Annotated in this window: 18 protein-coding genes; 5 read left to right on the top strand and 13 right to left on the bottom strand. The window is 55.3% G+C overall.

What is annotated here, in order from left to right; translation table 11 throughout:
• Positions 1 to 38: 38 nt before the first annotated feature.
• On the bottom strand, positions 39 to 959 hold the full coding sequence (locus tag KI242_RS11335) for a hypothetical protein (RefSeq protein ID WP_244868182.1): 921 nt from the start codon (positions 957 to 959) through the stop codon (positions 39 to 41).
• A 254-nt stretch (positions 960 to 1,213) separates the two neighbouring features.
• Here KI242_RS11335 and KI242_RS11330 point away from each other — a divergent pair, with 254 nt between their 5' ends.
• Complete coding sequence (locus KI242_RS11330) at positions 1,214 to 1,765, top strand: GNAT family N-acetyltransferase (protein WP_015634926.1); 552 nt, start codon at positions 1,214 to 1,216, stop codon at positions 1,763 to 1,765.
• A gap of 110 nt (positions 1,766 to 1,875) precedes the next feature.
• Here the strand turns inward: KI242_RS11330 and KI242_RS11325 are convergent, their stop codons facing one another.
• Both KI242_RS11325 and KI242_RS11320 read right to left on the bottom strand, forming a co-directional pair.
• Positions 1,876 to 2,718, bottom strand: a complete 843-nt coding sequence (locus KI242_RS11325) for a putidacin L1 family lectin-like bacteriocin (protein WP_011060428.1) — start codon at positions 2,716 to 2,718, stop codon at positions 1,876 to 1,878.
• A gap of 244 nt (positions 2,719 to 2,962) precedes the next feature.
• A complete protein-coding gene (locus tag KI242_RS11320) occupies positions 2,963 to 3,133 on the bottom strand; it encodes a Com family DNA-binding transcriptional regulator (protein WP_072444854.1) in 171 nt (56 codons plus the stop codon).
• A gap of 109 nt (positions 3,134 to 3,242) precedes the next feature.
• On the opposite strand from KI242_RS11320, the gene KI242_RS11315 reads away from it, so the two are divergent.
• The 4 genes from KI242_RS11315 (at position 3,243) to KI242_RS31970 (ending at position 5,026) form a co-directional block, all read left to right on the top strand.
• Complete coding sequence (locus KI242_RS11315; protein ID WP_053150383.1) at positions 3,243 to 3,971, top strand: helix-turn-helix transcriptional regulator; 729 nt, start codon at positions 3,243 to 3,245, stop codon at positions 3,969 to 3,971.
• Positions 3,972 to 4,030: 59 nt separating this feature from the next.
• Positions 4,031 to 4,315, top strand: a complete 285-nt coding sequence (locus tag KI242_RS11310) for a hypothetical protein (RefSeq protein ID WP_212806152.1) — start codon at positions 4,031 to 4,033, stop codon at positions 4,313 to 4,315.
• 107 nt (positions 4,316 to 4,422) lie between these two features.
• Positions 4,423 to 4,632, top strand: coding sequence for a hypothetical protein (locus tag KI242_RS11305; RefSeq protein WP_011060426.1), 210 nt, complete (start codon positions 4,423 to 4,425; stop codon positions 4,630 to 4,632).
• A 259-nt stretch (positions 4,633 to 4,891) separates the two neighbouring features.
• Positions 4,892 to 5,026 (top strand): hypothetical protein, encoded by a 135-nt coding sequence (locus tag KI242_RS31970; protein WP_280517146.1) that lies wholly within the window; start codon positions 4,892 to 4,894, stop codon positions 5,024 to 5,026.
• A gap of 460 nt (positions 5,027 to 5,486) precedes the next feature.
• Here the strand turns inward: KI242_RS31970 and KI242_RS11300 are convergent, their stop codons facing one another.
• The 10 genes from KI242_RS11300 to KI242_RS11255 form a co-directional block, all read right to left on the bottom strand.
• On the bottom strand, positions 5,487 to 5,780 hold the full coding sequence (locus tag KI242_RS11300) for a hypothetical protein (RefSeq protein ID WP_212806151.1): 294 nt from the start codon (positions 5,778 to 5,780) through the stop codon (positions 5,487 to 5,489).
• Between the two features lie 265 nt (positions 5,781 to 6,045).
• Positions 6,046 to 7,227 (bottom strand): acyltransferase, encoded by a 1,182-nt coding sequence (locus tag KI242_RS11295; RefSeq protein WP_212806150.1) that lies wholly within the window; start codon positions 7,225 to 7,227, stop codon positions 6,046 to 6,048.
• A 184-nt stretch (positions 7,228 to 7,411) separates the two neighbouring features.
• Positions 7,412 to 7,912 carry a DUF2514 family protein gene (locus KI242_RS11290; RefSeq protein WP_212806149.1) on the bottom strand — a complete coding sequence of 167 codons (501 nt, stop codon included), beginning with the start codon at positions 7,910 to 7,912 and terminating at the stop codon, positions 7,412 to 7,414.
• A complete protein-coding gene (locus KI242_RS11285) occupies positions 7,909 to 8,556 on the bottom strand; it encodes a glycoside hydrolase family 19 protein (protein WP_212806148.1) in 648 nt (215 codons plus the stop codon). Before KI242_RS11285 ends, KI242_RS11290 begins: the two co-directional genes overlap by 4 nt.
• A gap of 63 nt (positions 8,557 to 8,619) precedes the next feature.
• Positions 8,620 to 9,078, bottom strand: a complete 459-nt coding sequence (locus KI242_RS11280; protein WP_244868181.1) for a phage tail assembly chaperone — start codon at positions 9,076 to 9,078, stop codon at positions 8,620 to 8,622.
• Positions 9,079 to 9,089: 11 nt separating this feature from the next.
• Complete coding sequence (locus tag KI242_RS11275; RefSeq protein ID WP_212806147.1) at positions 9,090 to 10,109, bottom strand: pyocin knob domain-containing protein; 1,020 nt, start codon at positions 10,107 to 10,109, stop codon at positions 9,090 to 9,092.
• A 1-nt stretch (position 10,110) separates the two neighbouring features.
• The gene (locus KI242_RS11270; protein WP_212806146.1) at positions 10,111 to 10,752 is read right to left on the bottom strand and encodes a DUF2612 domain-containing protein; all 642 of its coding nucleotides are present in this window, start codon (positions 10,750 to 10,752) and stop codon (positions 10,111 to 10,113) included.
• On the bottom strand, positions 10,752 to 11,972 hold the full coding sequence (locus KI242_RS11265) for a baseplate J/gp47 family protein (protein ID WP_212806145.1): 1,221 nt from the start codon (positions 11,970 to 11,972) through the stop codon (positions 10,752 to 10,754). Before KI242_RS11265 ends, KI242_RS11270 begins: the two co-directional genes overlap by 1 nt.
• The gene (locus KI242_RS11260; protein ID WP_212806144.1) at positions 11,965 to 12,315 is read right to left on the bottom strand and encodes a hypothetical protein; all 351 of its coding nucleotides are present in this window, start codon (positions 12,313 to 12,315) and stop codon (positions 11,965 to 11,967) included. The genes KI242_RS11265 and KI242_RS11260 overlap by 8 nt, the downstream gene beginning before the upstream one ends.
• Positions 12,312 to 13,019, bottom strand: coding sequence for a Gp138 family membrane-puncturing spike protein (locus KI242_RS11255; protein ID WP_212806143.1), 708 nt, complete (start codon positions 13,017 to 13,019; stop codon positions 12,312 to 12,314). Before KI242_RS11255 ends, KI242_RS11260 begins: the two co-directional genes overlap by 4 nt.
• Positions 13,020 to 13,026: the final 7 nt, after the last annotated feature.

Here is a 13,026-nt window from a genome sequence, read left to right as displayed (position 1 = left end):
CTTGATCTTTGCCGCGCGCTGTGAGCAATGCGCGCCCCCTAGCGGCACGCGACCTTGGCCAGTGCGCCGGCCTGGGCGATAGCCAGGTCATTGCCGTTGGCATCGATACCGACAAAGGTGCTGATGTAGGAATACACCTGCTGATAGGCCTTGCCGTCGTACTGGTAGAAGGTGTCGTTGTGCTCCCCGGCACTGACCCGTGCACTGGTCATCAGGTCGGGCATGCCGTTGCAGGAAGTCGCCAGTACGCCCAGGGGGCCATCCTCGACGGCGAACAGCGGCTCGGCGTGTGCCTTGCCGGCACGATAAAGCCATTGGCTTGAATTGACCTGATTGCCGCTCATGCCACAGCTCAAGAACAGCAATTGGCCATGGGGGCCGCGGCAGGTTGTGGCAATCACCCCCTCCTGCGCGCATTGCGCATTGATCTGCTGACGGGTGTCGGCGCCCAGAACCGCCAGGACCTGGTTCACCGGGCTATCCACCGGCTCGCTGGCGCACAGCCCCTTGCCCCTGGGCCAGGCCCGGCTGGCACCGAGATACACCGGCGCCAGCGCGGCAATCACTGCATCCAGCTCGCGGCCCAGGCATTGGGTATCCGGGCAACGGCTGATGGCGCGGTTCTGCCTGTCGACCTGCCGTGCCAATTGCCACGGGGTGAACACCTGCGTGATCGAGCCGTACTGCACAAAGCGCGCCTTGAACAGTTTCTCCACCAGCGCTGCGTCGTTGCAGGTTCCCGCAGGCAAGGCCTGGCGCGCGGCGGCGGCATCGTGCAGGGCGCTGTCGTCCGCGCTGAAGCCCAGCGTCGTCACGTCCGTACAGGGCTTCAGCAACAATTGCGACGAGAGATAACCCGCCTCGACCTGCTCGCTACCGGGAATCACCCGCTTGCCCTGCGCCCACGCGGGCGAGGCCAGTAAGAGCGTGCATGCCAACAGGCTAATGGGGTATTTCATCGTCGCGTTGCCATCCATTGATGTGCTCAGAGCGATTGCGCGCTTGTTGAGTATTGCGCGGGGTTGACCAGGTGATGCGCCACAGGCCGATCAGGGATACTCGCGGCCAACAGCAGCCGTGCCGCGCTATTCAGGCCTGCCAGAGCCTTGTTAAGGTTCCGGCTCCCGCGTAGCCGTGATGCAACCGGAGCATATTGCTCATCCAGCAAGCCTCGCGCAACGAAACAGATGCATTCGTCCTTTGGAGATCACTGATGCAATCGCTGCCCCTCTCGCCCCTGCTCGTTGGTGAATCACTTGAACTGCGCCCACTTGAGGCCGTGGACTTCGCGGCGCTGTATGGCGTCGCCTGCGATCCCTTGATCTGGGCTCAGCACCAAAGCTCGACCCGCTATCAGGAGCCGGTATTTCGCCAATGGTACGACGACGCACTGGCGGCCAAGAGCACCCTGATCGTGATCGACCGCGACAGCGGCAAGGTTGCAGGCAGCTCCCGCTACTACGAGTTCAACGAGGACCAGCGTGAAGTTGCCATCGGCTACACCTTTCTGGCGCGCGAAAAATGGGGGGGCAGTGCCAACAAGGAACTCAAGTACCTGATGCTCGGGCACGCCTTTCAGTGGGTCGACACCGTCTGGTTCCATGTTGCGGGTTCGAATATCCGCTCACAGCGAGCCATGGAGAAAATCGGCGGGCAGTTGTCGCACACCGTCCTGAAGCAGGTGAATGGCGGTACTCAGGAGAATCTGTTTTTCAAGGTTGAACGCACGGCCTTTGAAGGCCAGCTGTCGCTTGCCCGTTCGTGACCCCGTTCAATCTGCGCCACCAATGGGCAGAGCCCGGCAGAACAAGCCTGCCGGGCCCTTGAGTGAAGCCTGTAGAAGCCCCGCATCGTCGCGGGGCCTCTTGCAGGCCGTTAGAACACGTTGTCCCAGGTGTAGCTACCGGTTTTCCACTTGTGATCGGGGTAGAACACACGCGGCGGCTTGATGGTCGGGGTATAGCCGAAGCGGGCCCAGATCGGCCGCTCGGTCACTATCGTGAAACTGCCGTTGGCCTGCAGGCGGATGGTTGCGCCGGGGTGACCAGCCGTGCCGCTCTGCCAGACGACCGCATTGTTCGCGGCGTAGATCACCAGGTTGCCGTCTGCCTGCATGACGCAGCGCACACCACCTTTGTTCTGGGTATAGGTCGCCCAGACCACGCTCCAGTTCGGCCCGTACACCACCAGGTTGCCATCGCCCTGGAAGACCAGAGCGTGATCGCCAGCGCTGTAGAGCTGGCCCGGTACCAGCTCGGCCGGACCGCTGATGATCATTGCCGTACCCACCGCCGGGGTGAATACACGACCATTGGGCGCATACCAGTGCGGGATGGTGTCGACAGTGACGATGTTCCCGTCGTCCTGAAGCTGGGTGAACGCACGCAGCGAGGCATCTTCGCGCGAACCCATGGTGGGGTCACTCGGAGTGGTCGACCAGATACGGCCACGCAGCGGGTCATCCAGGACAAAGCCGTAGTTCATGAAGACCATCATCGGATCTTTCTTGTTGCCCTTGCTCACGTTGGTGAACGGCGTGTTCTGGTCAGCCACCCATGCCAACTGGGCGCCGTCATACAGTGCCAGGTTGCCATCGGGCTGGAAGAGCAGCTTGAAGCGCTTGTTGGGGGATTGAAGATACTGGTTCGGCGCCATGTAGTAGCGAGCCGGCAGCACAGAAGAGCCGTTATCGGTAAAGTCGTATCGAATCCAAGCCATGTTGTTACCTATTGAGTCGAATGATGGATGCGGAGGATTCCGCCTGCATGTCGCTCAAAGGCGAGGAAATCGAAGCTCTTGGCTTTCACGAAGGGGGCGATAGCTTCAACGCGCAGTGATGACCGCCACGGCGTGAGAGCTCCACCCATTCCAATAATGACTGCGAAAGCGCTACGCGCGGCCTGGAACCGTCATGCAACAGCAGTTCGGGCCTCTGGCCCGGACGAGCCGTTGCATCACAGGCTCAATGACCGACGCCGCTGTCACACCTGGCCGCTCCTGGCGATAGCTCGAGACTCGCGGCCTTTACATGATTCAAGGTTCCACAGCGGGAACATTTGATCTGGAGCTCAGTAAACTCGCCCACTCGAGCGAGAAGTCGATTGCAACTTCCACATCTGCATTCTTTTAACATCTGCAAATCCATTTGATTATCTGCCTGACGCCCTTACGGGAACACCCATATAGTACAATATAGGAATACCCATTTGCAAGCTTATGGGAACCCCCGTAATACTGGGCGGATGGAATTTAAAGATCGACTCAAAACAGCTCGTCGCCACGCCCAGCTCAATCAAACAGAGCTCGCTGAACGTGCCGGCCTGACCCAAACCTCAATCTCCGACCTGGAACGTGGCAAATCGAAGGCCACGGCCTTTGTCGCCCAGATTGCCTCGGTATGCGGCGTTTCCTCCATGTGGCTCGCTGAAGGCGTTGGAGAAATGCTCAAGGCGGCGGATACCGCATCGGCACGCATCCAGCCAAGCGTGCATTTGGACGATATCGAGACCTGGGACGATGCGACCCCGCTCGATGACAACGAGGTCTACGTCCCCTTTCTTCACGAGGTGGAGCTGGCTGCAGGCTCGGGCCGGTTTGTCATCGAAGAAAGCGATACCGCCCGGCTGCGCTTCTTCAAGAAAGACCTGCGTCAGAACGGCGTGCAGTTCAACAACGCCAAGTGCGTGTCGGTCAGCGGCAACAGCATGGTCCCGGTGCTGCGCGACGGCGCAACCGTTGGCGTGAACGTCGGCAGGAATGCCCTGAAGGATGTAGTCGATGGGGAGATGTATGCACTCAACCACAATGGCCAGTTGCGCGTGAAGCAGGTTTACCGTTTGCCGGTCGGGCTGCGCCTGCGCAGCTTCAATCGGGATGAACATCCAGACGAAGACTATAGCTTCGCCGAAATCCAGGAACAGCAGATCTCGATCCTGGGCCATGTGTTCTGGTGGGCGATGTACTCGCGATGATTGCCCGGGGCTGGCTGGCCGGGATAGGCCGACAACCTCGTCGACAGGAGTGTTCAGTGATGCGTAATCTGCGTGGCCTTGTCTTGCTTGTCGTCGCTGCGGCTTCGGTCTCGGCTTGCACCACACAACTGACGGAAGCAGGAAGGCAGGTCGATCTGGTGACGGCCTCCTCGGCACAGGCCTGCAAGGTTCTGACGGTATTTACCGTGAAGGGCTCCTCCAATGGGGACGCGCTGAATATGGCCTTCAATAAAGCAGCCGAACTTGGCGCCGACAGCATGAGCGTCGTCAACGTCGGTAGCGCCTCCGACATACAAGCCGCGGCCTTGAAATGTCGTCAGTGACAGGCCTTCCATGAATCTCGCCAGACCGAACCGGAAACAGCCCTCCATCGAACACTGGCAAACCCATCATCCAGTTCGCCAACAAACCAGAATCGAGGCCTCAGCCCATGCCTAGAAAAGAGCCGGAGGATGCCAAGGCAGTCACTGCCGCCGATATCGAGCGCTCCATCCAGGCCTTGAACAAGATGGCCGAGCGCCTCTGGGGTCAGGGTCGGGAAACCGAGGCACAAGCCCTGCTCAATGCCCTGGACGCACTCAACCGAGCGCTGGACCGAATCAGAATTGGCGAAAACAGGCGCATTGCCACCCTCCACTAGACAGCGTGAGCCAGCCGTGACAAGCGCCAAGTCATGGACGTGGCAGGAGTAGTTGCCACCCGTGCGCCCTCCCCCCATCGAGCCGATAACCTAGCAAGGCAGGCCGAACCCGCTCATCAATCCGGGCACCAAACCCCAGATTGGAACCCGGTCACAGCTACCCCTTGGGAACTCAATCAACCGCGCAGAAAAATTGAATTCCACGAACGCGGATTCAGTCCACAACTATGAGCACAGTAAATCTGACGAGGTAACAGCAATGACTATCGAAGCAGAGACACTTGTTGAATTGACTGAAGCCCTGCAGGACAAAGGCATGATCCTGCTTACGGATGTGACCTTCATTCGTGCGCCATACCGGAATAATCATCGTTGGGTGTGCAGCGTGGAATGACGGCCACTACAACAGCCATGACCACACCGAACATCCAATGAATGCCAGCCTGGTATAGGAATGGGAGGAGAAAGGGGGTACCGACCTGTGACAGAGAGCTGTTTGCGTCTCTATCTAAATGCCCAACGGAACGATGAGAAAACCACTGGGGCCCGAAATGCAACTACCGCCAGCGCAATCAGTTTGCACCGCCTCTAAACGGAAAAAAGAGATCAAGCCGCTAAGTGCTTGATCTCTTTTAGGAATATGGTCGGGACGGAGTGATTCGAACACTCGACCCCTAGCACCCCATGCAAGCGGACACATCTACAAGCCGCTAAATACAAGGCTTCGCGCCAGGCGCTCGCTGCAACGATGCCTAACAGTGCGTAACCATGGTTTACAAAGTCACTCGGAAAGTCACTTGGCCTTTTAGCCCCCTCCTCCGGCGTCCTGCCGAACGAACACCACATCCCAATTGCTACTCAACACGGCACCACCACGATTGCGCATATAGGGCTCCGTCGATCTCCTCAACGCCATTGATGTTCATCCCCAGCTGCGCCATGCCGTTGACCTTTGCATCGAGCAATCGCGGCAACACATCAGGGCCAGGATCGCTTTTGAATATCCAAGCCTGAACACAAGGTCGTCCCAGCGCCTGACTGTGGCTCTCCAGAATATGGATATCTCCTTTGACAGGCTGGATCTTGCTGAGCCTTTCGGAAGGTATTGCTACGCCACGCTCCCTGCGGCGAACGATAAGAAAATTCATGGGGGGATCACACCAAAACTGTATATGCAGACAGTATTTCACCACCATGAACGAAAAAGAATTTGCGCCGACAGGCGGAGCTTTGCTTCCTCCTATGGAGGGAGAAACACCTAACGGCGGACGCACTGGGCAAACGACCGCGGCCAGGTCCCCTCCCCGAATGCGTAGCTGCATTGTTGCGAAAAAGTCAGCGACCTTGAATTAATAGTCCGCAGCAAGAAGTGGCTGAACGAGAATTCAGACGCACCACCATACTAACTATCAATTAATACAGACTACGCAAATTATGCAAACGACCTAAAATGAACCTTCCGATATTTTTAGACCAGCGCATAGTCCTTCTTTCAACCGGCACAAGAAGCGAACTTAAAACCAAACAAAAAACAATTGTTAGAATAATATTTAAATAGATAGAAGCAATCTGATCAATGCCAGACTTATAAAAACCAACAAACATTAAACATGACATAGAAAATATAACTGGAACATGAATAAGATAAAGAGGAAATGAGATCGTCCCTAAAAACCTGGAAACACTATTAGATAATAATCCGCTAGCAACTTTTGAGTACGACACAAACAAAACCACACCAATAGCTATTAAAGACCCATAATTATTATATGGAGACCCCTTCACGGAATATGAAAAAACAACAACGACCACCAATAGCAATAAGCTTATAGCTTCTACTGATCGAATCTTTGAAGCCACTATATCCAACGGAAACCTTTTGTTAACCTCTGCAATCAAGTACCCACTTATAAAGCAAAGATAGAACGACTGATTCCAAGCAAAAAACAATGCTAACAATGCTGCTACAGGCCAGTGAACACGAGACCCAGACCTAAAGAAGAAAAGGTAAGCATATATTACAAACGATCCAATCAACTCAACCCTCATAGTCCATAACGGAGGATTCAGTGTTTTCTCACTAACACCTTTAAAAAAAACATCATACAAAGAAAACTTAACCGCATCAATAAAACTTATAGGATTTGTATAAAACGCATAAATCCACCCTGAATACCTTTCTTTTATACTGACAGCCTCAATATTAAAAAACAGCCCAGCAGCTGCAACCAGATACGTAATAATCGCAACTAAAAAAATAGGCATCATGAGCCTAAAATAACGTGACACAACTGCTAACGCCAGCCCTTCACGCCCTGGCTTTAGATAACTTACACTTAAAGCGTAACCAGACAGTACAAAGAAAATTTGAACGGCAAGGCTTCCATCAGGTGTTACATTCAGAATGAAAGCCAAAGCAGAAGTCAGATAGTTCCCATCTGTAAAGCTATCAAAAAACGCTCCTTTGCTATAAATAGCAGGATCTAATAGAAATGCATTCAAATGAGCAATTAAGACAACTAGCGCGGCCCATCCTCTGAGCCCATCTAAAAAATTAACACGTCCCTTCAAAGACTTTTCGCCAACAATTGCCACGCACCACTCCACTCTACTGGGGACTATGTAAAATCGCCGAACACATTTATAATATTTTTCTTCAAGCCTCAAAAACAATCATAAATAGAGACTTACTCTAAACAGGATTCTTTTTCAGTCGCGTATCATAATATGATGACCCGGCTGGAGGACGCAATTCTAGTCTGCCGAGCCAATGCTTTCCTTATTTCCCCAAGCCTTCATGAGCTTGCTCACACGTCACTCCCCTGCTCCGGCTTTGATCAGCATCAGCCGCCAGGTCTCCCGCTCTTTCATCAGCGCGCTTGAGCACGTCGGCAAGCACCAGGACGGCGCGGGAAGCTGCCGCGCTTGCGGCGGCAGCGCAGGAATTGCTGCTGGCCGTACGCTTGAGACGCTCGGTGAGATCGTCGACGGTCCGCTGCAGGCTCCCAGCAGCAGCGCGAGCGGTAACAGCGTCAGCGATTGCACTATCGATTTTCCGTTGTCCATCCTGCACCGCCTTGTTGATTGAGTTCTGCCGATCCTGTTCTTTGTCGCGCTCTGCGCGCTCATCGATGGCCCAAGCCTGCTTATCGCCGGCGTCACGGGCGTTCCAGCGCGCCTGCCACTCTGCGCTCTCGATCGACCGTCCGTGCTGATAGATCCCCCAGTAAGAGGCAAGTACCAGCACCAGCAGGCCGCCACGTAACAGCCAGGCGCTCACGCCAGCACCTTCAAAGCCAGGTCGTAGAGTGCTTTCCGCTCCACGGCACCATTTGGCACCCGGCCTGGCTGTCCGGTGTTGATGACACTGCCGATGTCCTGGATGCGGCCGGCGTCGGCCAGTTCGTTCAGGCCATGAGCGGCCCACCACCAGGCGGCGGACTGAGCGGCTTGCTCTGGCTGCTCCAGAAGCTCGGGCTGCGTCTCCAGGGGCAGCCCAAGGCCGTCGGCGGCGGCGTGGTAGTTCGAGCGGCCAGTGAGTTGGATCAGGCCGCGACCACGGAAGCGCCAGCCGTCACCGGAGGACTCCGGACCATTGCCCATGCGACCGCCATAGACCGCATTGGCAAACTTCTCGGGCTTGCCGCCCAGCTCGTCCGCCCGCGACACCAGGGATCGCCAACGGCTACCGGTGGCGGAAGCCTGGCCGATCTGTCGAATTCGGTCGGCGCGATAGTTCAAGTTCTCCACCAGGCAGCGCAACTGGCCAGACTCGTGACCGACCTGGGCCAGGAAGGCAGCCTGGCGCACGCGGCTGTCGATCTTGAATCGAGCCATGGCCCGGTTTAGCGCAGGCAAAAAAATACCCGCAACAGGGCGGGCATTCGGGAGTATCTGCAGCAGCTGCTGCTCGGTGAGTGGCATTGTGTTTCCTCCAGGCACAAAAAAACCGCACTTGGCGGCCTTGGCGATGATCCTCAACAACTGTTAATGACTAATTGACCATCTCATCTGGCTTTCCAGCCATGTTGGCGCGGCGGGCCGATGAGACTTATCAGGAAACTCTCCCGACTCAGGCCATTTACGTAGAAAAGCACGATACGTCTGCAGCTCTTGGTACTGGCCAGAGGTAAGAGTAGTTTCAGTGGAAAGCTCGATTTCATCACGATGACGAGTGACTACTTGGTCGGTTTCCCGCAACTTTTCGTCGCGCCACAACCGCTCTATGCTAGACAAGGCCTCAGTATCAAGCTCCAATGGAGGGGCTGGATACTTGACGAATTTCTTACCTTCATAGCGCCATATACAAAGGCGATCTTGCGTTAACAACATCCATGTTTTTTTATCGACGGGAACGGACCCTTCCGGGATTTCATTAATCCCAGATACCAAGCAGTGCATTAATTCTGAATTAGAATCCAAAGTAGCAAAATAATCATTCGCCATAATCGACACCGTTAATAACCAAAGAAATAGACACGTGGCTGTCCTGAGCCGGATCCGCTGGTAACTGGATTCCTTACAGAAACGGATACTTTGGATGTTGTGTATCCAGCAGCTCCTTCCATAGAAACGGTAGTTACTCCACTAATAAACTTATGACCAACTATCCCGCCAAGCGTTGCATTCGGGAACGGTATAGGAAAGTTTATGTCCTGATCGATAGCGCCGCCCCCTGACACGTTGGCTGTAGCTCCCACGGCCCACTGGAATATAAACCCGCCAAGCCAGGTTGGTAATGCAATGTACCCATTTGTCGCCAGTAAAACCGAAAAGCCAGCCCTGACTTTCTTTGGCGTAACGATAGTGGCATCGTCCGTGCCGGCTGTCATCACGGGGCTGGTTGCGATCTTTGCGATGCCCTGCACGGATTCCGTTGCCTGACCGATCTCCCCGGGTTCTACGATCCAGTCTCCAATGACTCCGTTAATGCTTGATCTGAATGCCTTCTTTGAGGGGCTCATCCCTGTTGCTTCTTGGGTCCAATTTCCCGTTGACTGTTCATACGAGATATGAAACACCGTGCCATAATTAAATCCAGGTGGCCGATTAGTTGAATCTGGAGTAAATCCATATGCTCCAGTTGACGAGATTAAATTAAGATTGCTCGCACCCGGGGCAACTGTCGCCCCTATGCCGCCAGTCCCTTTTTGCATCCCGTCTGTAATACCATATCCTGACAAGGTTGTAGGCTTGTTAGTTATTTTGCTCCAGCTAACGTTGGTGTTTTCATAGATCGACACCATCGCATCGAAATACTGTGAACTTCCAACCTTATCTACTGAGCCATTCGCTTCGACGACTGCAGCTGATAGAAGAGATTGAAAAAATCCCTCTTTGTCATTCGCCCAATCCCTCTCAAGATAGGATCCGTCCTTGGCGCTGGGCGTGGTTCTGTTTTTGAAGGATCCTTGAGGATAATCTGCCGACGGGTTGTTGAACCTGCCAGGGTACCGCTCGTTCAGCTTAAGTGCCATTTTACGCCCCTATATATCCGGAAAACTCTGCTTCCTCATCGCCAAATTCGGCATCTAGATCGCCAAATTCAACCATTTCGAATCCCTCTAGGAATCCACTAAATCTTACTGCCTGTGGCTTTGGAACAAGGCCAGCATTCAATAATGCGAACCGCTCAAGATTCGAAATCTGCCCATAGAACTCGATGCTGAACGACATATCCTCGCCGTCGGTGACGCGCAAAACCTCCGCCTTTGGTAGCAGGAAATTCATGCCGTCGAGGATGTTCTCGATAGTCGCGTCGCCGTTGTTCTTTATGATCTTGGCCTTGATCACCAAGCGGTAGAGTTCGTCTGACAGCTGCCCGTCTTGATCAATCGTCAGGGCGCTGAACATTGCCTCGTCGTCTCCAAACTCATCACCGTCCGTGAGGTCGAACAGTCCGGGGTTCATTGGCATGGAGCCAACGAAGCTGCGCGGCGCAACGACAATCCGGCCAATAACATTCAACTCTTCGCCAACTGCGGTATCGATGTCATAGCTCTTGCGCACAGCCTGGGCAGCGGCCTCAATGCTTCCGCCGAGCTTCTTTGCTATCTCATACCAGGCCACGGCCTTCGGCTTGTCGCGGTACTGCGCGTAAATTCGGTCTGGGATATTCATCACGTGATCACTACGGTGATGTTGCTCTCCGTCCACCTGGACATCTGGTTGTATGCGATTGCGACGTTGGCCTGGCCGCCATTGAGGCTGGATGAAGGAAGGTCTACGTAGCTGTCACCATATGAGCCGATGACCTTATTGACCGGCGTGAAAATGGTGCTGAACGGTACCATTTCACCAATATCGAAGCCGTCAATCTTGAAACCGACATCCGCGGGGATCAGGTCGCCAGCGGCGTACTCCATCATCGCCTCCTTTATAAGTTGGTCGGCGTTTGGTGGGAGTGATCCGTCGTTGACGATATGAATGACCGGGAACATGTCCACGTAGATTGGCCGGCTAGCGCGAATCAGCTTATGGTTCGTTGGATACTTCGGCGATGTGACTTCCACCTGAAACGGCGTGCCGGCCTGGTAGAGCAGCGCGCCTGGGTTCTTCTTCAGATAGATCGCCATTGCGACATCATCGTCAGTCCCGCCGTCTACGACGGGCGCGATAGAGTGCGGCGGTAGTCCGTACGGGTTGTCGGCAGTCACAGCGCCTGAGTTGGTGTCGTTTTCGTACACCTTCACCCGGCGCACGCCGTCGACGCCGAATAGTTCGCCGATCATGGAGTCGATCTGGTTGTTTCCAGGCTTACCTACTGCCGTGGCGCGAGTGACACGCAGTTGTTCGTCACGCTGCCCATCAGCCCCCGGCGTCGCTGGAGTGGTGTTTGTCACGCCGGCAAGGCCTGCCACCACGTCTACGATACGGGTGATGGTGCTGGCGTCAGCCTGGGTTGCTCCGACCACCGTGCACGTCGCGTTTACGGTTGCCGACCCCAGCGAATCAGCGGTCACGGCCTGGTCGGTCGCCCAGCGGCTGCCGGTGGTTACCGACTCAAAGCGGTTGCCAGCAGGGATTGGCGTTCCGGGGGTTGCTGTGATCGTCAACTGCACACTAGAACGAGACCCACCTGAGCGGATGGTGCCAGTGAGGGAACAAACGATATCCAGATCGTTACCCTTGGCCTTGTTCGGATCTTTCGAGTTGTAGGCCTGCTGCAGCGTCTCATCGAGAGCGTAGAAGATCTCCGAATCGTGCGCCATCTTCAGGCCGTCGGGCGTTGAAGGGTCCAGGTTCCACAGGGGATCAATGTCGAGATAGAACTGGCGCTCTTGGGCGAACCATTCGTTTTGAGTCTGCAGCACGTAGCCAGTCGAAGTCAGGCTAGCCATTCAGTGTTACCTCTTCCAGGCCGAACTCGGTGAGAATCCCAGCGGTTACGCTGTATTTGCGGTTTTCGATGTTGAAGTCAGCGGAGAAGCTGGTGAGCCGGATCACGCCTGGCGTGTTGGCGACTCGAGCCCGTAGCGCTGCCTCAGCCGTGGAGAGGCTGGTGAACTTGCCCAGGATCTGCTCGTACCACGGCGTGCCGTCGGTGATGTCTCGGAAGTACTCGCCCAGGAACAGGCGAAGTCGGGTAAGCACGGTCTGGGCGACTTCTGACTGGCCGGTGATGAACTGCTGCCCGCGCGTCACGATGTCGCCGGTTTCTTCGTCGAGTCTGCGCACGGTCATGGAGCGGGCACTCCGCTTGTCCCGGAGCCCGGGGTTACACCGCCGTGGCGGTGCGTGTTGAGGTTTGTGCCGGTGGCGGTGATGACATTGCCATCAGGTGTGATCTTCAGTCCGTTGATTAGGAACGTGCCGTCGACCTGTAACTGAAAGCTGCCAGCACCGTTCTGCATGATGGTTGTTCCATCAGCCCGAACATCGAATTTCGCAACCCCGTTATCCATGGAGATGCTGTTGTCATTCATCAGCCACACGAATTGCGTGCCGGCACGGTTACGCATGCGCACGCCGTTGTTCTGGAAGTCTGGCAAAATGTTTGGCTGGGACCGGAACCCAGGCAGGAACATGGCGTCCTGCATGTTGTGGAAGCGCCCAATTGGGTTGGCTGCCACCCCACCGCTCTGCACCCAACCATCAATGCAGCGCTGGGAGAACAGGATGTCGCCCTCGCAGCCTGAGTCGATCTGGTATTCGACGCAGTAGTCACCGCCGGGAAAGTAGACCGGCACCTCAATAATCGGTGGGATGGTGAACTCGGCGCCATTGATATCGACGCGGGCTATGCCAGGCTGCACTTGGGCGAGTTGTTTGACCGGGTCGAACGTCAAGACGTGGCCAGGCAGCGATGTGCAGACCCCCTTCAGGATCTCTCTGAACGAATCACGGATCAGCTTCGCCTGCTTTGCACGGCCTTTTGACTCTAGCATTCAGGCT

The sequence above is a fragment of the Pseudomonas sp. Eqa60 genome (assembly GCF_018326405.1).
Lineage (GTDB): Bacteria > Pseudomonadota > Gammaproteobacteria > Pseudomonadales > Pseudomonadaceae > Aquipseudomonas > Aquipseudomonas protegens.
Note: the sequence above shows the minus strand (reverse complement) of the source record. Positions and strands in the feature narration are given on the sequence as shown.

What these genes read in the sequence shown, in the direction of transcription:
- KI242_RS11265 (WP_212806145.1), bottom strand. Translation starts at nt 11,972, where the DNA reads ATGGCTAGCCTGACTTCGACTGGCTACGTGCTGCAGACTCAAAACGAA.
- KI242_RS11255 (WP_212806143.1), bottom strand. Translation starts at nt 13,019, where the DNA reads ATGCTAGAGTCAAAAGGCCGTGCAAAGCAGGCGAAGCTGATCCGTGAT.
- KI242_RS11300 (WP_212806151.1), bottom strand. Translation starts at nt 5,780, where the DNA reads ATGAATTTTCTTATCGTTCGCCGCAGGGAGCGTGGCGTAGCAATACCT.
- KI242_RS11275 (WP_212806147.1), bottom strand. Translation starts at nt 10,109, where the DNA reads ATGGCACTTAAGCTGAACGAGCGGTACCCTGGCAGGTTCAACAACCCG.
- KI242_RS11305 (WP_011060426.1), top strand. Translation starts at nt 4,423, where the DNA reads ATGCCTAGAAAAGAGCCGGAGGATGCCAAGGCAGTCACTGCCGCCGAT.
- KI242_RS11325 (WP_011060428.1), bottom strand. Translation starts at nt 2,718, where the DNA reads ATGGCTTGGATTCGATACGACTTTACCGATAACGGCTCTTCTGTGCTG.
- KI242_RS11270 (WP_212806146.1), bottom strand. Translation starts at nt 10,752, where the DNA reads ATGAATATCCCAGACCGAATTTACGCGCAGTACCGCGACAAGCCGAAG.
- KI242_RS11330 (WP_015634926.1), top strand. Translation starts at nt 1,214, where the DNA reads ATGCAATCGCTGCCCCTCTCGCCCCTGCTCGTTGGTGAATCACTTGAA.
- KI242_RS11310 (WP_212806152.1), top strand. Translation starts at nt 4,031, where the DNA reads ATGCGTAATCTGCGTGGCCTTGTCTTGCTTGTCGTCGCTGCGGCTTCG.
- KI242_RS11260 (WP_212806144.1), bottom strand. Translation starts at nt 12,315, where the DNA reads ATGACCGTGCGCAGACTCGACGAAGAAACCGGCGACATCGTGACGCGC.
- KI242_RS11280 (WP_244868181.1), bottom strand. Translation starts at nt 9,078, where the DNA reads ATGGCGAATGATTATTTTGCTACTTTGGATTCTAATTCAGAATTAATG.
- KI242_RS11335 (WP_244868182.1), bottom strand. Translation starts at nt 959, where the DNA reads ATGAAATACCCCATTAGCCTGTTGGCATGCACGCTCTTACTGGCCTCG.
- KI242_RS11315 (WP_053150383.1), top strand. Translation starts at nt 3,243, where the DNA reads ATGGAATTTAAAGATCGACTCAAAACAGCTCGTCGCCACGCCCAGCTC.
- KI242_RS11285 (WP_212806148.1), bottom strand. Translation starts at nt 8,556, where the DNA reads ATGCCACTCACCGAGCAGCAGCTGCTGCAGATACTCCCGAATGCCCGC.
- KI242_RS31970 (WP_280517146.1), top strand. Translation starts at nt 4,892, where the DNA reads ATGACTATCGAAGCAGAGACACTTGTTGAATTGACTGAAGCCCTGCAG.
- KI242_RS11320 (WP_072444854.1), bottom strand. Translation starts at nt 3,133, where the DNA reads ATGTTAAAAGAATGCAGATGTGGAAGTTGCAATCGACTTCTCGCTCGA.